The 20,017-nt window shown below is 71.8% G+C and carries 17 protein-coding genes and 1 pseudogene; 9 read left to right on the top strand and 9 right to left on the bottom strand.

The features are described 5' to 3' along the window. The first annotated feature begins 180 nt into the window (after positions 1-180). The 3 genes from SY2F82_RS15835 to SY2F82_RS15825 all read left to right on the top strand — a co-directional run bounded on the left by SY2F82_RS15835 (position 181) and on the right by SY2F82_RS15825 (position 4,239). Complete coding sequence (locus SY2F82_RS15835; protein WP_200419715.1) at positions 181-1,152, top strand: LLM class F420-dependent oxidoreductase; 972 nt, start codon at positions 181-183, stop codon at positions 1,150-1,152. Positions 1,153-1,227: 75 nt separating this feature from the next. Further along, on the top strand, positions 1,228-2,502 hold the full coding sequence (locus tag SY2F82_RS15830; protein WP_236041479.1) for a 4-hydroxybenzoate 3-monooxygenase: 1,275 nt from the start codon (positions 1,228-1,230) through the stop codon (positions 2,500-2,502). A 114-nt stretch (positions 2,503-2,616) separates the two neighbouring features. Then, positions 2,617-4,239: a serine/threonine-protein kinase gene (locus SY2F82_RS15825; RefSeq protein WP_200419714.1), complete on the top strand. Its 1,623-nt coding sequence runs from the start codon at positions 2,617-2,619 to the stop codon at positions 4,237-4,239. 79 nt (positions 4,240-4,318) lie between these two features. On the opposite strand, the pseudogene tgmB reads toward SY2F82_RS15825, so the two are convergent. Then, positions 4,319-5,280: pseudogene (tgmB, locus tag SY2F82_RS15820) on the bottom strand (ATP-grasp ribosomal peptide maturase). Positions 5,281-5,293: 13 nt separating this feature from the next. Then, positions 5,294-5,485, bottom strand: a complete 192-nt coding sequence (gene tgmA, locus SY2F82_RS15815; protein ID WP_200419713.1) for a putative ATP-grasp-modified RiPP — start codon at positions 5,483-5,485, stop codon at positions 5,294-5,296. Between the two features lie 285 nt (positions 5,486-5,770). On the opposite strand from tgmA, the gene SY2F82_RS15810 reads away from it, so the two are divergent. Continuing rightward, positions 5,771-6,022, top strand: a complete 252-nt coding sequence (locus SY2F82_RS15810; RefSeq protein ID WP_200419712.1) for a hypothetical protein — start codon at positions 5,771-5,773, stop codon at positions 6,020-6,022. A 60-nt stretch (positions 6,023-6,082) separates the two neighbouring features. On the opposite strand, the gene SY2F82_RS15805 is transcribed toward SY2F82_RS15810, so the two are convergent. Further along, entirely contained in the window at positions 6,083-7,066 is a 984-nt protein-coding gene (locus SY2F82_RS15805) for an aldo/keto reductase (protein ID WP_200419711.1), read from the bottom strand. 134 nt (positions 7,067-7,200) lie between these two features. Here SY2F82_RS15805 and SY2F82_RS15800 point away from each other — a divergent pair, with 134 nt between their 5' ends. Next, positions 7,201-8,940, top strand: coding sequence for a cholesterol oxidase substrate-binding domain-containing protein (locus SY2F82_RS15800; protein ID WP_236041478.1), 1,740 nt, complete (start codon positions 7,201-7,203; stop codon positions 8,938-8,940). 4 nt (positions 8,941-8,944) lie between these two features. On the opposite strand, the gene SY2F82_RS15795 is transcribed toward SY2F82_RS15800, so the two are convergent. From SY2F82_RS15795 to SY2F82_RS15785, 3 genes are all read right to left on the bottom strand, one after another. Further along, positions 8,945-9,979: a helix-turn-helix domain-containing protein gene (locus tag SY2F82_RS15795; RefSeq protein WP_200419710.1), complete on the bottom strand. Its 1,035-nt coding sequence runs from the start codon at positions 9,977-9,979 to the stop codon at positions 8,945-8,947. Between the two features lie 113 nt (positions 9,980-10,092). Continuing rightward, positions 10,093-11,106 (bottom strand): alpha/beta hydrolase, encoded by a 1,014-nt coding sequence (locus SY2F82_RS15790; protein ID WP_200419709.1) that lies wholly within the window; start codon positions 11,104-11,106, stop codon positions 10,093-10,095. 340 nt (positions 11,107-11,446) lie between these two features. After that, complete coding sequence (locus tag SY2F82_RS15785; protein WP_200419708.1) at positions 11,447-11,836, bottom strand: hypothetical protein; 390 nt, start codon at positions 11,834-11,836, stop codon at positions 11,447-11,449. Between the two features lie 208 nt (positions 11,837-12,044). Here SY2F82_RS15785 and SY2F82_RS15780 point away from each other — a divergent pair, with 208 nt between their 5' ends. The 4 genes from SY2F82_RS15780 to SY2F82_RS15765 all read left to right on the top strand — a co-directional run bounded on the left by SY2F82_RS15780 (position 12,045) and on the right by SY2F82_RS15765 (position 14,434). Continuing rightward, positions 12,045-12,965, top strand: coding sequence for a MurR/RpiR family transcriptional regulator (locus tag SY2F82_RS15780; RefSeq protein ID WP_236041474.1), 921 nt, complete (start codon positions 12,045-12,047; stop codon positions 12,963-12,965). Between the two features lie 322 nt (positions 12,966-13,287). Then, a complete protein-coding gene (locus SY2F82_RS15775) occupies positions 13,288-13,674 on the top strand; it encodes a hypothetical protein (protein WP_103843473.1) in 387 nt (128 codons plus the stop codon). Positions 13,675-13,796: 122 nt separating this feature from the next. Then, complete coding sequence (locus SY2F82_RS15770; RefSeq protein ID WP_200419706.1) at positions 13,797-14,102, top strand: DUF1232 domain-containing protein; 306 nt, start codon at positions 13,797-13,799, stop codon at positions 14,100-14,102. Between the two features lie 119 nt (positions 14,103-14,221). After that, positions 14,222-14,434, top strand: a complete 213-nt coding sequence (locus SY2F82_RS15765; protein WP_200419705.1) for a nuclear transport factor 2 family protein — start codon at positions 14,222-14,224, stop codon at positions 14,432-14,434. A 19-nt stretch (positions 14,435-14,453) separates the two neighbouring features. Here the strand turns inward: SY2F82_RS15765 and SY2F82_RS15760 are convergent, their stop codons facing one another. The 3 genes from SY2F82_RS15760 to SY2F82_RS15750 all read right to left on the bottom strand — a co-directional run bounded on the left by SY2F82_RS15760 (position 14,454) and on the right by SY2F82_RS15750 (position 20,002). After that, positions 14,454-16,220 (bottom strand): MOSC domain-containing protein, encoded by a 1,767-nt coding sequence (locus SY2F82_RS15760; protein ID WP_200419704.1) that lies wholly within the window; start codon positions 16,218-16,220, stop codon positions 14,454-14,456. 117 nt (positions 16,221-16,337) lie between these two features. Next, a complete protein-coding gene (locus tag SY2F82_RS15755; protein WP_200419703.1) occupies positions 16,338-18,737 on the bottom strand; it encodes a PP2C family protein-serine/threonine phosphatase in 2,400 nt (799 codons plus the stop codon). A 245-nt stretch (positions 18,738-18,982) separates the two neighbouring features. Further along, positions 18,983-20,002, bottom strand: coding sequence for a LacI family DNA-binding transcriptional regulator (locus SY2F82_RS15750; protein ID WP_200419702.1), 1,020 nt, complete (start codon positions 20,000-20,002; stop codon positions 18,983-18,985). Positions 20,003-20,017: the final 15 nt, after the last annotated feature.

Below are 20,017 nucleotides of genomic sequence, written 5' to 3'. Positions count from 1 at the left end.
CTGCACGGTCTCGGCGGCGATCGGACAACTGCCGGTCAGGACCGCTGACCACGCTTGCCGACCGGACGACTGATCGCTGTATCCGCCATCCTTCCGCGTCCGCCCCGCGGGTGTCCACGGTGCCGTCGCACGGACCCCCTTGGCCAGTTTTCGTCCCGCCCAACCGGGAACCCGCGCTTTATGGTGCGAATCGGATACACGATGATGACCGAACAGGCGGGCCCGCGCGAGCTCGTCGACCATGTGGTGCGGGCCGAGGAGGCCGGGTTCGACTTCTCCGTGACCTCCGACCACTACTTCCCGTGGCTGCGGGAGCAGGGCCACGCGCCGTACGCGTGGAGCGTGCTGGGCGCCGCCGCCCAGGCCACCTCGCGCATCCCGCTGATGACGTATGTGACCTGTCCGACCGTCCGCTACCACCCGGCGGTGGTGGCCCAGAAGGCGGCGACGATGCAGCTGCTGTCGCAGGGCCGCTTCCGGCTGGGGCTCGGCGCCGGAGAGAACCTCAACGAGCACGTGGTGGGCCGGGGTTGGCCCTCGGTCGAGGTGCGGCACGAGATGCTGGAAGAGGCGGTCGGCATCATCCGCGACCTGTTCGGCGGAGGCCACGTCAGCCGGCGGGGCAAGCACTTCAGCGTGGACTCGGCGCGGTTGTGGGACCTGCCGGAGGAGCCGCCGCAGATCGGTGTCGCCGTCTCCGGCGAGCGATCCTGTGCGCTCGCGGGCCGGCTCGCCGACCTGGTCATCGCCACGGAGCCGAAACAGGAGCTGCTGACCGCTTTCGACCGGCACGGCGGCGAGGGCAAGCCGCGAGTCGGGCAGCTGCCGGTCTGCTACGACCGGGACCGGGACGCGGCGATCCGGCGGGCGCACGAGCAGTTCCGCTGGTTCGGCTGCGGCTGGAAGGTCAATTCCGAGCTGCCGCATCCGGATTCGTTCGCGTCGGCCACCCAGTTCGTCACGCCCGACGACGTGGCCGCCTCCGTTCCGTGCGGCGACGACCCGGCGGACTTCGTGGAGGCCGTACGGCCCTATGCCGAGGCCGGGTTCACGGAGATCGCGCTGGTGCAGATCGGTGGCGAGTCGCAGCCGGAGTACATCGACTGGTCGAGCAAGGAGCTTCTGCCGGCCCTGCGGGAGGCCCTGCGCTGAGGCCGCAAGCGCGGGGGCGGGCAGGCGTAACGGGTGCCGCGGGAGGGGTTGACGGTACACCGCCATAATGACCGGGTGATCGACTTCTCCCCCGCCCCCGTTTCCCCGCCCGAGCCGCGCGTTCCCGTCGTCATCGTCGGCGCCGGTCCCGCAGGGCTGACGCTCGCCAACCTCCTGCGGGACGCCTCCGTCGACTGTGTCGTCCTGGAGCAGGCGAGCAGGGAGTTCATCGAACAGCGGCCCCGGGCGGGGTTCCTCGAGGAGTGGGCCGTGCGGGCGCTGGAGCGGCACGGGCTGGCCGGGCGACTGCTGGAGACGGCGCAGACGCACAGCGAGTGCGAGTTCCGCGTCGACGGTGAGCGGCTCCGGTTCCCGTACACGGAGATCTCCGGCCACCACCACTTCGTCTACCCGCAGCCATTGCTCGTCACCGACCTCGTACACGAGTACGCGGACGTCAAAGGGGGCGACATACGGTTCGGTGTGCGGGACGTCGAGGTGCACGGAGTCGACACCGACGAGCCGTCCGTGTCGTACACGGATCCGGACTCCGGTGAGCACCGGCGCATCGCATGCGAGGTGATCGCCGGCTGCGACGGCGCCCGTGGGGTCACCCGGGCCGCTCTGCCGCCGGAGCGTGCGCACCTCGCGCGGCTCGACCACGGGGTCGGCTGGCTGGCGCTGCTCGCCGAGGCCCCGCCGTCGTCGGACTGCGTGGTCTTCGGGGTCCATCCGCGCGGTTTCGCCGCCCACATGGCGCGCAGCCCGCAGGTCACCCGCTACTACCTCGAGGTGCCGCCCGGCGACGACCCGGCGAACTGGCCGCACGAGCGTGTCTGGTCCGAGCTGCGCGAACGGCTGTCCGTCGCCGGGGCGCCACCGCTGACCGAGGGGCGGCTGATCGAGAAGCGCGTCCTGGACATGCACAACCATGTGGTCCAGCCCATGGCGCACGGGCGGCTGTTCCTCGCGGGCGACGCGGCGCACCTGGTCGCTCCGATCGCCGCGAAGGGCATGAACCTCGCGCTGCACGACGCGCTGCTGCTCGCGGACGCGCTCATCGCCTACCACCGCACGGGCGACACCGGCGGCATGCGCGGCTACTCGGCGGCCTGCCTTCGGCGCGTGTGGCAGTACCAGGAGTTCTCCGAGTGGTTCGCGGAGCTGCTGCACGGGCCCTCGTCGGGCGATCCGTTCCGTGCGGGCAAGGCCATCGCCCGGCTGCGACGGCTGTTCCACTCCCCCGCGGCGGCGGCCGCGTTCGCCGAGTCGTACATCGGCGCGACCCCGAAGGTAACCGACGGTAAACTACCGACCAGTAGGCAAGGGGACTCGTTTTCGCACGTGTGAGCGGTGCATGGCGGGCCGGGGAAAACCGGCTCGTAGAAAATCGCCTTTCTTTGAACACCCACCGTCACGTCCGCCGTACATCCGGGAAAGGGAGAGTCCGGTGCGCTGCGAGGGATGACGATGGACCACGGGCAGGCCTCCACACGGGAGTTGATCGCCGGACGGTACCGGACGCTCGAAGTCGTCCACCGGGAGAAGGGGCGCACCGTCTGGCTCGGCGAGGACGTGGACTTCGCACGGCCGGTCACCCTCACCGAGTCGCGGCTCGCACCGCTGCGGCCCGAGGTCACCTCGCGCCGCACGATCGCCCGGATCCTGCGCGAGTCGGAGGCCATGGAGTCGCTGTGCCCCGGCCGGATCGCCACCGTCCTCGACGTGGTGGACGACAACGGTGTCCTGTGGACCGTGGCGGAACGGATCGACGGCACGCCCCTCGGAAAGATCCTCGATCGCGGGCCCCTGAACCACGTGCGTGCCGCCCGCATCGGACTCGGGATCCTCGACGTCCTGGAGGCCGCCCACCGGCGGGGCGTCACCCACGGGGACCTGAGTCCCGGACAGGTGTTCGTGCAGGAGGGGGGCCAGGTCGTGGTGACCGGGTTCGGACTGATCGGATCGTCCGTCACCCAGCGGGTCACCGCGCCGTCGTACGCCTCCCCCGAACAGGCCCGCGGCTCGAGCGCCGGGCCGGCGGCGGACCAGTGGGCGCTCGGAGCGCTGCTGTACGCGATGGTGGAGGGCCGTCCGCCGGTCCGGGACCGCGGCCCGGCCGAGGCGACGCTGCGCGCCGTGGACCGGCTGCCGCTGCGCCCCCCGCTGAGCGCCGGGCCGCTGGCCCCGGCCATCACTGGGCTGCTGCGCCGCGACGCCCTGGAGCGGGTCCCGGAGCCCGCGGTGCGTGCCTCCCTGGTGCGCATCGTGAACGACGACTTCGACGAGCCCACGCAGGAGACACTGATGCCTCGCCTGAGGGGGGCGTGGCTGGTGGCCCACCGGGCGGGGCGGGCATGGAGCAGACCGGCCGTACGCCGGTCGGTGGTCGTGGGAGCGGGGCTCGTGCTCGTGGCCTCCTCGGTCGCGATCCTCGTCGCGGCGGTCGGCTCGGAAGGGGGCGGGCCGTCGGCGACCGGGACGGAGCCGTCGCGCTCCGTCGCGCCCTCGCGGCCGGCCGCGCCGTCCGGGCACGACCCCGACGGCACCACCCTCCCTCCCATGACGAGTGCACCGGCACCGTCCGCGCCCCCGTCGTCGTCGCCCACCACCAGGGAGCCGGCGACGACCTTCCGCCGCTACGACGCGCCGGAGGGCTTCTCCATCGACCTGCCCCGGGGATGGAAGCCCATCGACACCCTCAAGGCCGCCGAGGGCACCTACCGGGTGACGTTCGGCGCGAGCGGGGACCCTCGCACGCTGGCAGTCACCTACAGCGTGCGGCTCGGTACGGATCCGGTCGCCGTGTGGCGGAAGCTGGAGCCCTCCCTGAAGAGCACGTACGCCGACTACACACGGGTGGGCGACATCCGCGCCGTGACCTATCAGGGCCACAAGGGCGCCGACATGGTGTGGCTGTCCACAGTGGACGGCGTCCGGGTGCGCACCTTCGGGCGGGGCTTCCTGCTCGGCGACGGCCGCGGCTGCTCCCTGCGCTGGACGACCCCGGCGGCGGACGCGCAGAGCACCACCGACGAGCAGGCACTGGACGTGTTCCTGAGAACGTTCCGGCCGCCGGCACAGTGAGCGGGCCTCGGGGGGCCCGCAGGAGAACGGGGCGGCGCGGCTGAACGGTGCGGATCCGCTCCGTCCCTCGGTTCCACGGCTACCAGCGGCTTTCCGAAGGCCGCCGGTCGGGCACGCGCCGGGCCAGCCAGTGGGCGATCGCCTCCGCTATCGGCTGGCCGGTCTGAAGTTCGATGAAGCCGAACTGGCCGCCCTGGTTGCACTCCAGGAACCACCACACGCCCTCACCGTCCTCGGCGAAGTCGAAGGCCGCGTACGCGAGGCCGGCCAGTGCCAGGTACTCGTGGACCGACTTCACGATGCGGTCGGGCACCACGGTGGGCTCCCAGGAGTACTCGGTGTCGCCGTACCGGCCGTCCACCTGTCCGGGCGCCGTTCTCTTGCGGGCGCCGAACAGGCGCGCGCCGACGCAGGTCAGCCGGATGTCGGCGCGCTTGGGGATGTAGCGCTGGAGCAGGGCCGGTCCGGCCGCGACCGCGGAGAAGTCGGCGTCCGGGCCGATCAGCGTCGTCGGCAGGGCCAGTTCGGGGTCGTCCGGCGGCGGCCCCGACGCCGACTTCACTTCACCACCACGTCCCGGTGCTCCTCGGCGAACTGCTGAGCCACACGCGGCGCCGTGGTGACGACGGTCGGCGGCACGGCGAACTCGCTGAGGTGGGCGATCCGCAGCTGCCACGGCTTGTAGCGGGCCTGCTCGGCGTTGCGGGGATGGTTCATCCACCGTGTGGACGCCGAGTACAGCATGCCGTACAGGGCCTGGCGGGTCTCCGCGGTCAGCCAGGTCGAGGGCTCCGCGGCGTGGGCGGCCGGTTCGCCGGGCCGGCGTACCCACACCGAGCGCAGGCCGCCCATGCTCAGGACGTGCCCGCCCACCGAGAGGTGGCCGTCGAAGTCTCCGTGGGCGTAGTCGGCCGACAGCACCGCCCTGCCGGGGAGGTCGGCGGGGTCCAGGCGCATCACGGGCACAGCCCGCTCGTGCAGCTCGGCCACCACCATGTCGGCCGTCACGTCCTGCTCCGACGTGAGGATGAGAACCGTCATCCGGTCCGTGCCGTCAGTCGTCGAAGTGCGTCTGGGAACCCGCCGTCGACGTCGTCGTGCCGGCGGCCAGCAGCAGTGCACGGTCATTGACGGCGGGGCGACCGTCCGGAAGCACGTTCAACTGCCGCGAGGCGTCGAAGCGGTACGGCGTCACCGTGGCCTGAACCCCCCTGGGCACGGCGTAGTTGAGGGTGAACGGTCGCACGGGAAACCTCCACGGTCTTGGGTTGCCACTTCCCAAATCTTTACGTCTCCCCCCGGTAAGGAATTCATCACTTTCCGACACATGAGGGTGAAGGTCGTCACATACCCGAGACGCAACCCCGTGACGTCAAGGGGCGTCCCCGGTACGCCGGATGCGCGCTGTCAGTGCCCTCGGCAACAATGCGGTGTAAAGATCATCTCGCCTGCCCGGCGGGAGATCACCGCCCTGCCCCGGAAAGGCTGACCGACCATGACGCGCCCTCGGCTCAGTTCCCGTGCTGCCGAAGTGCTGCGCCTGATCATGGACCAGCGTCTGGCGGTCTTCCTGACAGTGCATGGCAACGGGCGCCACCGGTACGGCTATTGGCAGACCGACGGCCGTCCCGTGGCCCTGCCGACCGAGGAGTGCGACGCGTTGCGCGCGGCGGGTCGGATCGTGCTCGGCGACCCGGTGGTCGACCGGTCGAAGACCGTCTACCGGGTCCGGGCCGCCGCGCGCGGCGCATCCCGCGCGACCCGTTCCGCCCTGACGGCGTGAGGGCGTGAGGGCGTGAGGGCGTGAGGGCGTGAGGGCGGAACAAGCCGACGCGGCGGGCGGCTACCAGCGGCCCTCGACCTGCTCCTTGATCCGCCGGTCGTACAGGTCCCGGATCGCGTCGAGCGTCTCGCGCGGCAGCGGGGGCAGCTTGGCGACGGCCGAGTTGGCGCGGGCCTGGTCCGCGGAGCGCGCGCCGGGGATGACCGTGGTCACGCCTGGCTGCTGGAGGATCCAGGCGAGGGCCAGCTGGGCCGGCGTGCAGCCCTCGGGCGCGAGCGCGGCGAACTCGGCCGCCGCCTCGACACCGGTGGCGAAGTCGACACCGGAGAAGGTCTCGCCCTGGTCGAAGGCCTCACCGTGCCGGTTGAAGGAACGGTGGTCGTTCGCGGCGAAGACGGTGTCCTTGGTGTACTTGCCGGACAGCAGGCCGGAGGCGAGCGGCACCCGGGCGATGATGCCCACGCCGGCCTCCCGCGCGGCCGGGAGGACCTCACGCAGCGGCTTCATGCGGAACGGGTTGAGGATGATCTGCACGCTCGCCACGTTCGGGCGGGCGATCGCGGTCAGCGCCTCCTCGCACGTCTCGACGCTCACTCCGTAGGCGGCGACACGGCCTTCCTCGACCAGGGTGTCCAGGGCGTCGTACACCTCGTCACAGGAGTAGACCGGCGTCGGCGGGCAGTGCAGCTGCACCAGGTCGATGCGGTCGACGCCGAGATTGCGGCGGGAGCGGTCGTTCCAGACCCGGAAGTTGTCGAGGACGTAGTTCTCCGGGATCTGGTCGACGCGGCGGCCCATCTTGGTCGCCACCAACACGTGCAGGTCCGGCCTGCCGTGCAGGAAGGCGGCGATGGCCTGTTCGCTGCGCCCGTCGCCGTACACATCGGCGGTGTCGAAGAAGGTCACCCCGGACTCGGCCGCCGCCTCCAGCACCTCGTGGGCGGCCTTGTCGTCGACGTCGCCCCAGCCGGCGCCCAGCTGCCAGGTGCCGAGGCCGATCACCGAGGCGTGCTGCCCCGACCTGCGGAATTCTCGCTCTTCCATGCGGTCAGTGTGTCATCCGCACCCCGCCGCACCCAGAACGCCCCTCCCACACCGGATACACCTCAATCACCCATACGGGTGAATTGATGTGACAGGAGGGAGACACGTGTCAACTGCCGCCTACGGTGGGCGACATGACCGAACCACCAGCCGGTCCCCCTCCCACCATGGGCGGAGCGGAAGCCTCCTGGACGCGCCGGGGCTTCCTGCTCACCGCCGCCTCGCTGGCCGCCGCCTCCCCGGCCCTGACGCAGGGCACAGCCGCAGCTGACGAGCTGCCCGGTTTCCCGCCGGACGTCGGCCTGTACCGCACGGCATACCGCAACTGGGTCGGGGAGATCACCGCCGACGGACTGTGGGCCTGTGCGCCGGCGGACGCGCGACAGGTCGTGGACGTGGTCAACTGGGCCCGGCGGCAGGGCTGGACGGTCCGCGCCCGCGGCTGCTCCCACGGCTGGTCGCCCCTGACGATCCCCGCCGGCACGGGGGCCGGGTCGCCCGTACTGCTCCTGGACACCGCCGCCCATCTCACGGGGCTGTCGCTGGAGTCCACCGATCCCGCCGCCGTCCGGGCCGGCACCGGCGTCACCCTCGAGGCCCTGCTCGGATTCCTGGAGGACCACGGCCTGGGCCTGACCGCGGCACCGGCGCCCGGCGACCTGACCCTCGGCGGTGCCCTGGCCATCGACGCCCACGGCACCGCGGTCCCGGCCCACGGCGAGCACCGGCTGCCCGGGCACACCTACGGTTCACTGAGCAACCTCGTACTGTCCCTGACCGCGGTGGTGTGGGACGAGAGCAGTGACGCCTACGTCCTGCGGACGTACCGGCGCGACGAGAGCGAAGGTGCCGCGCTGCTCACCCATCTCGGCCGTGCCCTGGTCACCGAGGTGGTGCTGCGCGTGGGCGTCAACACCGATCTGCGCTGCGTCAGCCGCACCGACGTCCCGGCCGCCGAGCTCTTCGCGGCGCCCGGCAGCGACGGACGGACGTTCGCGCGGTTCCTGGACGAGACGGGCCGGGCGGAGGCGATCTGGTTTGCCTTCACGGAGTTCCCCTGGCTGAAGGTGTGGAGCGTCGCCCCGCGGCGCCCGTTCACCTCACGGCCGGTGACATCGCCGTACAACTATCCGTTCTCCGACCACGTGCCCACACTCGTGGCGGACCTCGCGGGGCGGATGGTGTCCGACGCCGCCTGGTACCTCGCGCCCGAGCTGGGCAACGCGCAGCTGGACGCCGCCGTGCTCGGCCTGACCGCCACGCTCTCCGCGGACCTGTGGGGGCCGTCCAAGAACACGCTGCTGTACATCAGACCCACGACGCTGCGGGTCACCGCGAACGGCTACGCGGTCCTCACCTCACGCGACGGGGTGCAGCGCGTCGTCCACGAGTTCACCTCCTTCTACCGGGAACGGCTCACCGCGTACGCCGCGCGCGGGCGCTTCCCGGTCAACGGCCAGGTCGAGATCCGCGTGACGGGCCTCGACGATCCCGCAGACATCGGGCTCACCGGCGCCCGAGCCCCGTCGCTGTCGGCGTTGCGGCCGCGCGCCGATCACCCCGAGTGGGACACGGCGGTCTGGCTCGACGTGCTCACCCTGCCGGGCACGCCCTACGCGGAGGAGTTCTGCCGGGAGCTGGAGCGGTTCCTGCTCGGCACCTACGACGGTGGGGTGGGCCTCGTGCGCGTGGAGTGGTCCAAGGGGTGGGCGTACACGGACCAGTCGGCGTGGTCCGACCCGGACGTGCTGCACGGCGCCGTGCCCGACTCGTTCGGCGACGGGCCGTCCTGGGCCCAGACGTCCGAGGTGCTCTCCCGGCTCGACCCGCACCGCGTGTTCGGCAACGCCTTTTTGGACCGGCTGTTCGCCTAGGCGGTCAGCCGGCGGTCTCCGGCAAGGGGCGCCGCAGTCTCCGTACCGCCAGGGCGAGTTGGAGGCGCAGTCGGCCGTGCGGGGCGTGCACGTCCCAGCCGAGGACATGCTCCAGCTGGGCCAGGCGTTCCTGCAGCGTTGAGTGGTGCACCGTCAGCTCCGCTGCGGCGGACCGCAGGCTGGGCGCGGACGCCACGGCATGCAGGGTCACGGCGGCCCACGGAGCCTCGGCGACGGCACGCTCCAGCGCCAGCAGGTCCGGGATCGGCGGGGTGTCCGGGCCGACCGCCCCGGCGAGCAGGGCGAGCCCGCCCAGGTCGTCCGCGTGGACGGTGCGCGGGCCGGGGTCGTGCGCGGTGCCCTCGGCGGTGAAGCGGAGCGCGGTGCGGGCCGCGGCCCAGGACTCGGGCAGCCGTACGGGCGCAACGGCGGGACCTATGCCGGCCCGCGGCTCCCGGCCCGCCGGCCCTCGCACGGTGCCGGCGGGCTCGACGCGGGCGCCGCCGCCGTACAGTGCGACGGCCCGTACCCGCTGTTCGGCGTGGAGTCCCAGCCGGGCCGCCGCGCTCAGCCGTACGGCGGGCGGCGCGGAGGCGTCCAACAGCGTCTCCAGGAGCGCCGGGTCGTCGGCGGGTGCCCGGCCCCGAGTGCGGTCCAGGACCAGGCGGACGGCCGCCACGGCCCGCTCCAGGATCATGGCGTGGACGCCGTCGGCCGGGCCGGGGTGCTCCAGCCACAGCCCGGCTTGCTCCGGGCCGTCCGCAGGGACATCGGAACCCGGCGCCAGGCGCGCCCACGGCCAGGCGGGATCGGGCGGGTCCGCCGTGTCGTGGCGGCGCCCGCCGGGTTCGACACGGACGCGGACGCCGCGCCGTTCGTCGACCAGCCGGGCCGGGCTGCCGGACAGGACCGCGGCGCCGCGCACCAGGGCCTCCAGGCCCGCACGCTCCTCCGTCAGGCGGTCGAAGTACGCGATGACGCGCAGCGCGGCGCCCGCGTCGGGATCGAGCGCCGCGAGCCGTCCTGCCAGCTCTTTCACGGCCACCATCCTGCGGGCGAGCACGGCGGCTGCCAAGCTCCGGGGCCGGATCCGCCGCCGCCTCCCCGGCGCGGCGGACCGCTCGCCCCGCCGGGGAGGGGCACCGGCCCCGGTCAGGCGCTCAGCAGCCGCCGCAGCCAGCGCAACCGGGCCGCTCGGGCCTCCTGCGAGAGCGGCGCCTGCGGGGCGAAGCCGTCGAAGCCGTGGAACCCGCCGGGCCACACATGGAGTTCGGCGCGTCCGCCCGCCTGCCAGATACGGGTGGCGTAGCTGACGTCCTCGTCGCGGAAGGTCTCCGCGGAGCCGACGTCGATGAAGGCGGGCGGCAGGCCGGACAGATCGGTGGCGCGGGCCGGGGCGGCGTACGGGGAGACGTCCGGGCCGCCGCGCGCGTCGCCGAGGAGCGCGCCCCAGCCGGTGGCGTTCGCGGTGCGGTCCCATACGCCGCGCCCAGCCATCTGGTGTGCGGAGACGGAGTCGTTGCGGTCGTCCAGCATGGGGCACATCAGCATCTGGCCCAGCAGGGCGGGGCCACCGCGGTCGCGTGCGAGCAGGGCCAGCGCCGCGGTGAGGCCGCCGCCCGCGCTGCCGCCGGCGACGATGATGCGCTCGGGGTCGACGCCGAGTTCCTTGGCGTTCTCGGCGGTCCACTTCAGGCCCGCGTAGCAGTCCTCGATCGGGGCCGGGTGCGGGTGCTCGGGGGCCAGCCGGTATTCGACGGAGACCACGACCAGCCCCAGCTCCTCGGCCCAGTCGAGCGCCTCGTCCACGCCGAACCGGTTGGTGCCGAGGATCATCCCGCCCCCGTGCGCGTGGTAGACCGCCGGCAGCGGGCCGGTCGCACCCGTGGGCCGGCAGATGAGCAGGGAGATGTCGGGCGCGCCGGGCGGTCCCGGCACCGTCCGCTCCTCCACCTCGAAGGCGCCGCCGCGGCGCAGCTCGTCGTCGGAGGGCGGCGGGAAGATCATGCCGGCGCGCACCTCGGGGATGGCCTCGGGCGGGAAGCCCGGCGCCAACTGCTCGCCCATCAGTTCGAGTGCGGCCGCCAGCTCCGGGTCGAAGGGCGGCGGCGGAAAGACGGGCTCGGCGTCTGCGGGTGCCGTGGAGGTCGTCGGCTCGGCGGTCATGGCTGCTCCTCGCGTCGTGGCCACGCCCCTGTGGCCAGTGCGGTTCATGGTGCCCGCCGCCCCGCCGCCGCGGCACGCGCCGTTCGGCGGGAATCCCCCGCCGAACGGCGGGGCGGCACCTGGAACGAGCCGTCGGTGCCGAGCACGGGGGCGGCTGCGGAGTGGGCAGGCCTCGGACAGAGGGCAGCCTCGAATAGGGCAGCCTCGGACAGAGGGCAACCGCGGACGGTCCTGTCCCGTCCGCGCCCGCCCTACTGGTGCCCTGCGGCGGAGCCGGCACGCCGCCCGGATGTGGCGCTCAGGGACGCATCCGGCTCTGAGTGGCGATCGGATATGACGCTCAGGGCCGCGTCCGGCTCTCCAGCCGCAGCTCGACGTCGATCTCCTGATCCCCGGCGACGACGCCGAGCTGGTGGACGGCGTACAGCTCGTCCAGGGCACGGCGCAGTCGCTCCACCGCCCTGGGCTCGCCCTGCAGCTCGGCCTTGACCGGACCGGACAGCGGCGGTGGCGGCGACGGGCGCTCGGCCGTCCCGCGCGTGGCCGATGTGTCGAACGTCCCGGTCCACATCGTGGGCCGGGAGGTGTGCGCCTCGTGGGGCGCCTCCTCGGCGGCGCGGTCCGAGCCGAACTGCCGGCACAGTTCGGCGAACAGGTTCCCGGCGTCCGTCGCCGAGCAGTCGCTGACCACTACTTCGACCTGTGGTGCGTGCGTTTCGGACGCGTTCACGGCCGCTCCTCTCTTCGCGATGGCAGACCGATGGGCCGACCGGACGGCCGACGCGGGTACCCCGCCCCATGGGGCCCATGCACGACGGTACGGCGCGTGTCCCCGGCCCGCCTGTCGGGGAGCAGTCCGCGATATGGGCGGTAAGCCCCCTGGTCAGCGCCGTCCGTGAGCTATGTTGAAGGCCTCGGGACACGACGGAGGAGGTCCGGTGCCATCGCCGCAGCAGGCACGCGCGCAGTCATCTGCGATCACTGCGGGCAAGACGGCCCCGGAAGCGGGTGCCAGCCCGACGTCCCAGCTCAGAGAGTTGTTCGACGGTCCGCGGCTGTCCCCGGGGCACCGCCGGATCGCCCAGTACCTGATCGAGCACATCACCGAGGCCGCGTTCCTGTCGATCACGGATCTGGCCGAGCGGGTGGGTGTGAGCCAGCCTTCGGTGACCCGTTTCGCCGGGGCCGTCGGCTTCAGCGGCTACCCGGCGCTGCGGGAGAAGTTGCAGTCCATCGCCCTGGGCACCCTGGGCAGCCCAAGCACTCCGGCGGAGCAGCGCGCCAACGAGTTGCAGGCGGCCGTGGACGCCGAGATCGAGAACCTGGAGAACCTGCGCCGGGACTTCGCCGACCCGGACCAGGTGATCCGGATCGGGCGGGCGCTGTCCGAGTCGACTCCCCTGACCGTGATGGGCCTGAGGATCTCAGCCTCCCTCGCCGAGTACTTCGCCTACGGGGCCCGGCGCATCCACCCCGACGTACGGCTGGTGACGCGCGGCGGGACCGTCGCCTACGACGCGATGTTGCAGTCGCGGGAGGCCGGCGGCACCTGGGTGCTGGCCTTCGGGATGCCCCGGCACGCCCAGGAGAGCCTGACCGCGGTCCGGGTGGCGCGCAGCGCGGGGCTCAAGGTCGCTCTGATCACGGATCTGGGACTGGGTCCGCTCGCGGACGAGGCCGACGTCGTGTTCGCCACCGGCACGGGCTCCCGCCTGGTGTTCGACTCCTATGCCGCCCCCGGTCTGATGGCCGCGGCGCTGCTGCAGGCGATGACCGACGCCGATCCGGAGCGGACGCAGGCCCGCCTGGAGGAGTACGAGCAGATCGCCGACCAGCACCAGTTCTTCCTCAAGGACTGACCGGCCCGGGCGCCGGACCAAGGGCGCCGGACCAAGGATCCGCTCAAACAGGATCTCTTGCCCCAAAGAGAACATGAATTTTTTCATGTCCTTGCGTATCCGCAGGTATATATAAATACTTCTCGCGGATCGCGGACCGGGACAGCCGGGACGCGCCGTACGGACAACCGGAGTCGTCCGCTCCTACCCACGGGCTCCGGGTGTCCGGCCGGGCCCCGCTGCGCGGGCATCCCTGGTGGCGGCTCCGGTCCTCCCCTAGGCCGGAGCCGCCCCCGAAGTCGCCGCAGCACCCTGAGCCGACGTGACCCGGAAGCGAAGCATCATGGCCTTGACGACGTACTCGCCGATCAGCTCGGACTGGCCGTGCCAGGTCAAAACCCCCGGCAGCTACGACTGGGAGCGGTCGGCGGCCAAGTGGCTGCGGGAGCTCGTGCCCGCGCGCTACGCCAGCTACCCGGCCCTGATCCGCCACCCGGTCCTGCTCGCCCGGCACGCCCAGATCCAGGTGCAGAACGAGGTGCGGGTGGCCCGCACCGCGCTGCAGACGGCCCGCGCGGAGCTGCCGGCTCTCGGTCTGCCGGAGTCGGTCATCGAGCACACGATCAGGATGTACGCCGCCGAGGTCATGCAGTTGCAGCACATCGCGCGCAGCGTACGCGCCGTCAGCCAGGCCCTGATGGAGAGCAACCTGGCTCGCCCCGGACACTGACGCACCGTCACGACGGCCTGTCCCCGCCGCCGTCCGGGGCGTTCGGCCCGGCACGCGCACAGTCCACCGCGAAGCGGGCATCCGTAGGAGAGGACGACTCCTACGGATGCCCGGAGCTGCGCATGGACTCCACGACCTGGGCCGCGCTCGCCGTCGCCGCCGTACTCGCGGCGGCCCTGCTCGGCGTGGCCCTCGCCCTGCTGCGACGGCTGGTCCGCACGCGCCGCGACCTGCGCCGTGCCGGACTGCCCACCGGCCCGCGCTGGCTGTTCTGGGGCGCGGTCCTGTACCTGGTACTCCCCGCCGACCTGCTGCCGGATCCCGTGTACCTGGACGACATCGGCGTCCTGCTGCTGGCGCTGAGGTCGATGCGGGCCGCCGTACCGGCACACGAACCCTGGCGCGACGGCGGCAGGTTGCCCGACTGACGGGGCGACGGGGTGGCGCCGTCCGCGCCGTGGCGGCGGTAGGACGAGTGGCCGCAGGACGTGCGACTTGATCCCCGGAGGCGATCTGCGCCGGGCGTCTCCTTGGAACGCGGCGCCTCATGTCATACAGATCGGCGATATGGACCACCCGGTACCTCTTGGTCGACGGCGATCACGCGGTCATGCTGGGACGCTTCACTCGTGTCGCCAAGAACACGGGCCGAACCTATGAGATGCCCATCGCCATGCACCTCCAGGTGGCAGGCGACAAGATCGTCAAGATGTACCTCTACGAGGACACCCTCAAGGTGTTCGAGGCCTACGCCGGTTGAGGACCCGGGCCCTTGCCGGTCACAGGTCCAGGACCAGGTCCACCGGAGGCCGAGAGCAGCAGATGAGCGCGTTGCCTTCAGCGGGGGCGTCGATCGGTTCAGGCGCGTAGTCGACGCGCCCGGACAGCACGGCAGTCTCGCAGGTGTGACAGACGCCGGTGCGGCACGACCACCGGGTGGGCACATCGCACACCTCCGCCAACTCGAGGAGGGTGCCGTAGCCAGGGTCCCAGGGCACCGTGATGCCGCTGCGCGCGAACGAGACCGTCGGCCCTGTGCCCGCGCCGGGCGGGTGAGCGGGCAGGTGAGGGGCGCGAGCGGCCCCTGCGACCACTCCCGGCCGGACGGCGGACAGAGTGCCGAAGACCTCGGTGTGGATGCGGTCCGGCGCGATGCCCAGCCCTCCCAGCGCCTGGGACAGATCGTCCATGAAGGCTGCAGGTCCGCACAGGTAGGCGTCGGCGTCAGCGGGGAGGCCGAGTCCGCCTATGCGCTCCGCCGAGAGCCGGCCCGCGGCCGTGTAGTCCAAACCGAGTCGGTCATCGGCGCGGGGGCGGCTGTACGAAACGTGGAAGTGAGCGTCGGGCAGGCGTTCCAGCAGCGCGCGGACTTCCCGCGCGAAGGGCTGGCTGGCACCGTCCCGCGCTCCGTGCAGCCACCACACCGGGCGCCGGGAGAAGGCTTCGGCAAGGGCGTGCAGCATGGCGAGGACCGGAGTGGCTCCCACGCCGGCGGAGACCAGCAGGACCGGGTTGTCGCCTTCGGCAAGAATGAAGGTGCCTCGTGGTGCACCGACGTCGAGGACATCTCCTGCCCTGACGTGGTGGCGCAGGTGCCCGCTGGCGGCCCCGTGCGGTTCCTGCTTGACGCTGATCCGGTACTCGGGCGCGCCCGGCCGGCCGGAGAGTGAGTAGGTACGGATGAGAGGCGGGCTCTCGGGCGTCGGCTGGAGCCGCAGCGTGATGAACTGCCCGGGCCGGGCCGGCGGCAGGGGATCGCCCTCCGGCGAAGCGAGGACCAGGGAGAAGATGCTGCTGCTCTCCGGCTCCATGCGGGCCACCTTCAGGGGACGGAACCCCGGCCAGGCGGGTGGCGGACTCGTCGCGGCACCGGTCAGGCCTCGATTGCCCGTGGTCGGGCCGTCCACGCTCTCGAGCAAGTCGTGCAGTGAGGTCTTCCACCCCGGGCTCAGCGCGGGGATGCGCAGTCCGCGCTCGAGCTGCGCGCGCGAGTGGCCCGGCAGGTAAAGGAGTGCGTCCATCTCTGCGACGGTCATCTTCTCGGGACCGTCGGCGACCTTCACGATCTCGTCGCCGGCCTCGACCTGCCCCTCGGTGAGGACGCGCATGTAGAAGCCCGGGCGGTGATGGGACACGAGCAGCGCGGCCATGCGCGGCTCCGCCATGCGCAGCCCCACGCGGTAGCACGTCACCCGGGGCTGCGTGACCTCGAAGATCGCGCCGCCGATGCGGTACCGGTCGCCGATACAGACTTCCTGGTCCGACATTCCTTCGACGGTGAAGTTCTCGCCGAACTGCCCGTAGGTGAAGTCGTCCCTCTTCAGTCGATCCTGCCAGTACCGGTAGGAGTCGAGTTGGTAGACCAGTACGGCACGCTGTTCGCCACCGTGCCCGTTCAGGTCGCCCTGTCCGTCACCGTCGACGTTGAGGCGCCGGACCATTCTGGGTCCGGTGACGGATTCCTTCCACACGCCGGTGTGGACAGTGGATCCCTGCCATGGGACGTCCTTGGGCATTCCGACGTTCACGGAGATCAACGTGGCCACAGCGCATCTCCCTCGCGGGTTCTCGCTCCCTGCCACGCTAGCCCCGCACCAATGCTTCGCAATCCGGATGGCGACCCAGGTCGTTGCAGCAGCGGTTCGGAGGCGGCCGGCACCCTTTCAGGAGGGGCGGTCCCGACCTTCCCCTGTGATCCGACCTACGCTGGTCCCGTCCGGCTCGGGCACGCCGATCAGGAGCAGCGTCACGTCGTCGTCATGGGCGGCCGTGTCCGGAATGAGGGTCGCGACCAGCCGGGCCGCGGCCTCATCGAGGATCTCCGGGTCGGCCGGAGCGCCCTTCAGCGCCGTGCCGAGGGTGTGGGCGAGGACATCGATCTGGGCGTCGATGTCGGTGCCGGGCCTCTCGACCAGTCCGTCGGTGTAAAGGGCGAGTGTGCTGCCCGGCGGCAGCCGATGGGTCGTCTCCTGGAACGACAGCCCGCTGCCACACGAATCGTTGACGCCCAGCGGCACGCTGACCGGTGCCCGCAGCAGGCGGGTGGAGCCTTCGGGGTTCACTGCGATGACCGGCAGGTGCCCGGCCGAGCAGAGGGTGACCTCTCGGGCGCCCTGGTCGATCACGAGGTAGCAGCACGTGACGAGCTGGTCCGCCAGGTCGTCGACGAACGCGTCCAGCCCGGTCATGAGCCGCCACGGCGGTATACCCGTGCGGGCCAGGGCATGGGCGGCGGCACGCAGCTGGCCCATGACGGCCGCCGCGTCCAGGCCCCGGCCCATCACGTCGCCGATGACGACGCCGGTGCGCTTCTGGTCCAGGGGAATGATGTCGAACCAGTCGCCGCCGACCCCGGGGTCCTGGACGGACGCCAGGTACCGGTGCGCGCTGGGCAGGTGCGGCAGGCGGGGCGGCTCGCCCATGAGGCTGTGCTGCAACGTGTAGGCGATGCGTCGTTGCTGCTCGTAGCGCGCGGCGCGTTCGGCCTCGGCCTGCTTGCGTTCGGTGATGTCCCGAACGGTGAGGAAGACCAGGGTTTCCTGTTCGGCCTGGAAGGTGCTGATGCTGACTTCCACGGGGAACTCACTGCCGTCGCTGTGCAGCCCGTACAGGCCTGTGTCCAGTACCGTCGGCTTCGGGTCGGGCAGCTGCAGATACCGGCGCAGGAGCGCGCTGTGCACTGGGCGCTGCGGGCCGGGCACCAGGTCCTCGACCTTGGTGCCGACGACGCCGGCCGGCGCACGGCCGAACAGTGGCTCCACCTGTGCGTTGGCCATGACGATGACACCGTCGCCGTCCGTGATCAGGGTGGCGTCGGGTGCGGATTCGAGCAGCGCGAGGAAGCGCCGGTTGGCCCGCTCCACCTCGCGCTGGGCCGCGACCCGTTCGGTGATGTCGGTGAGCACACCGGCCACGGCATAGGGCGCGCCGTGCGGATCGTTGAGCGGGAACACGGTGGCGAGGAAGTCCCGTGGCCCTACCGGCAGGTCGAAATGCTCCTGCCGCTGCACGGGGGTGCCCCGTGCCAGCATGTCGAGGTCGGCAGCCCGTGCGTGACGGGCTACGTCCGGCGGCAGGACCTCCTGGTCCCGCCGGCCCAGTATCCGTTCGCGGGACAGTCCCATGCTCTCCTCGAACTTCGTGTTGAGCGCCAGCAGGCGACCGTCCAGGTCCTTGATGAACATCACCGCGGGCGTGTGGTCCATGAACGCCTGGAGCAGTTCGTTCTGCCGCACCTGATATTCGGCACGCGCGTGCGCCACCTCGATGCGCCGGCCGACGGCCAGGGCGGCGAAGACGACCACGGCGAACACGATCACATGGCCGCACACCAGCAGCGCGGTGCCCAGACGCCTCCCGTACAGACCTGCGTCCTCACCGGCCAGGACGCCCCAGCCCAGCAGCGGCGGCGCGACCAGGATGGTGGCGAACAGCCGGCGGCCCAGGGCGCCCGTGGTGCCCGCGTTCATCAGCAGTCCCGCGGGGCCTTCGTCCGGCCGGGCCAGGAAGGCGGCGATGCCGAGCAGCACCAGGGCCAGCGCGGTGTGCAGGGCCATGCCGGTGTAACCACCGAACCGCTCCAGCTGAGGCACGGCGTAGGCGAAGCCGTAGAGCCGCAGCATGCCCAGGGTGAGAACGGCCAGGGCCGGGATCTGACTCGTCCAGGCGGGCAGTCGGAAGGTGCTCGCGCACAGTGACGCCACGCTCCCGAGCGTCAGTGCCACGGCCGTGTTCGGTGCCATCCGTCCAGGTGCCCCGGTCGCCACTCGCGCGGTGTCATCCCTGAAGAGGAGCTGATCGACGCCTGCGTTCACCTTGGTCAGGTACTCGAGAAGGGTGAGCCCGCCGATCACGGCCGCCAGGACCGCGGCGGAACGGGCCGCGTTGATCTTCCGCGGCGTCAGGGGTCGGCGAGCCACCATGGACACGGAGAGGCCCAGCGCCAGCAGGGCCACGGCGGTGTTCGGCTTCATGGACGCGGCGACGCCGGGCAGCACGCTCTTCAGCACGCCGATGCCGAAGACCCAGCCGGACAGGCCGACCACGCCGAACGCGGCAGTCATCAGGGCCGCTCCCTGAGCCACGGCGCGGACACCGGACACAGCGGGCTCATGGAACGGCAGTCCCTCGGCCTGCTCTCTATGTGTCACCGAATCATCACCTTATGGACAAATGGCCTAATCGGCTCAATTGGCCTAAGTATCGCAAAAGAGGCGAATTTGGTTCAGTGTGCCGCAGGGGCCCCAGGGGTAGGCGTTCATGGCTCGTCAGCGCAGGTCAGCGGTCACTGCCGGGCAGCCAGTGACTCTCAGCTGGACTCGCGCACCACCAGCCGGCACGGCACGGTGTGCAGACCCGGTGCCGGTTCCGCGTCGATGGCCTCCAGCAGGCGCAGGGCGGCGATCCTGCCGATCTCGGCGAGGTTCATGTCGATGGTGGTCAGGGGCGGGCGGCTGGCCAGGGCCATGGTGTCCCAGTTGTCGTAGCCCACGACCGCGATGCCACCGGGCACGCTCACCCCGCGTTCGCGCAGCGTGTCGGTGACGCCCCGGGCGATCTGGTCGTTGCCGCAGAAGAAGGCGTCGGTGTCCGGTGCCGTGCGCAGGACGGCGTCGGCGGCGCGGCGGCCCCATGCCTCGCTCCACTCGCCGAAGTGGACCCGCCCGGTCGCCAGTTCCAGCGAGAAGCGCTCCAGGTGCTCGATGGTGTGGCGGGCCCGGTCGCGGGCCGCCGCGTGGTGTTCCGGGCCGGTGACGTGCGCGATCCGGGTACGCCCGGTGGCCAGGAGATGGTCGACGGCGAGGTGTGCCCCGCCCCGGTCGTCGGAGACCACCGAGGTGTCGGCCGGGTCGGTCGACGGCGAGAGCGCGTAGACGATGGGGACCGACTCGATACCGGTCAGCGGGGGGCGGGGGTCCGTGCGGCGGCCGGTGACGATGATGCCGTCGACCCGGCGGTCCATCAGGTTGCGCAGATGGTGCTGCTCCCGGATGGCGTCGCCGCGCGTGTCGCACAGCAGCACGGAGATCTTTCCGGCCCCGAGGGCGTCCTCCGCGCCGAGCAGCACCGGGGTGCTGAACCGGCCGATGCCGTCCGTCGTCATCAGTCCGACCGTCCAACTGCGGCCGGTGTGCAGGCTCTGGGCGTGCTGGTTGGGCCGGAACCCCAGTGCTTCCACCGCGTCCAGCACGCGCTGCCTGGTCTCCGGACGCATCCTGCCGCCGCCGTTCAGCGCCTTCGACGCCGTGCCGACGCTGACACCCGCCAGGGCGGCGACATCGGCGAGCTTGGCCCGGCCGGCGGAGGGGATGCCTGCAGCAGAGGTCACGGGCAAACCTTTTCC

It is taken from the genome of Streptomyces sp. Y2F8-2 (assembly GCF_014905555.1).
Taxonomy (GTDB): Bacteria; Actinomycetota; Actinomycetes; order Streptomycetales; family Streptomycetaceae; genus Streptomyces; species Streptomyces cynarae.
The sequence above is the reverse complement of the archived record's forward strand: the minus strand, read 5'-3'. Positions and strand labels throughout refer to the sequence as shown.

Coding starts and splice junctions, on each gene's coding strand:
- SY2F82_RS15835 (WP_200419715.1), top strand. CDS start 181: ATGGTGCGAATCGGATACACGATGATGACCGAACAGGCGGGCCCGCGC.
- SY2F82_RS15825 (WP_200419714.1), top strand. CDS start 2,617: ATGACGATGGACCACGGGCAGGCCTCCACACGGGAGTTGATCGCCGGA.
- SY2F82_RS15805 (WP_200419711.1), bottom strand. CDS start 7,066: ATGGAAGAGCGAGAATTCCGCAGGTCGGGGCAGCACGCCTCGGTGATC.
- SY2F82_RS15800 (WP_236041478.1), top strand. CDS start 7,201: ATGACCGAACCACCAGCCGGTCCCCCTCCCACCATGGGCGGAGCGGAA.
- SY2F82_RS15790 (WP_200419709.1), bottom strand. CDS start 11,106: ATGACCGCCGAGCCGACGACCTCCACGGCACCCGCAGACGCCGAGCCC.
- SY2F82_RS15775 (WP_103843473.1), top strand. CDS start 13,288: ATGGCCTTGACGACGTACTCGCCGATCAGCTCGGACTGGCCGTGCCAG.
- SY2F82_RS15770 (WP_200419706.1), top strand. CDS start 13,797: ATGGACTCCACGACCTGGGCCGCGCTCGCCGTCGCCGCCGTACTCGCG.
- SY2F82_RS15765 (WP_200419705.1), top strand. CDS start 14,222: ATGTCATACAGATCGGCGATATGGACCACCCGGTACCTCTTGGTCGAC.
- SY2F82_RS15755 (WP_200419703.1), bottom strand. CDS start 18,737: ATGACTGCCGCGTTCGGCGTGGTCGGCCTGTCCGGCTGGGTCTTCGGC.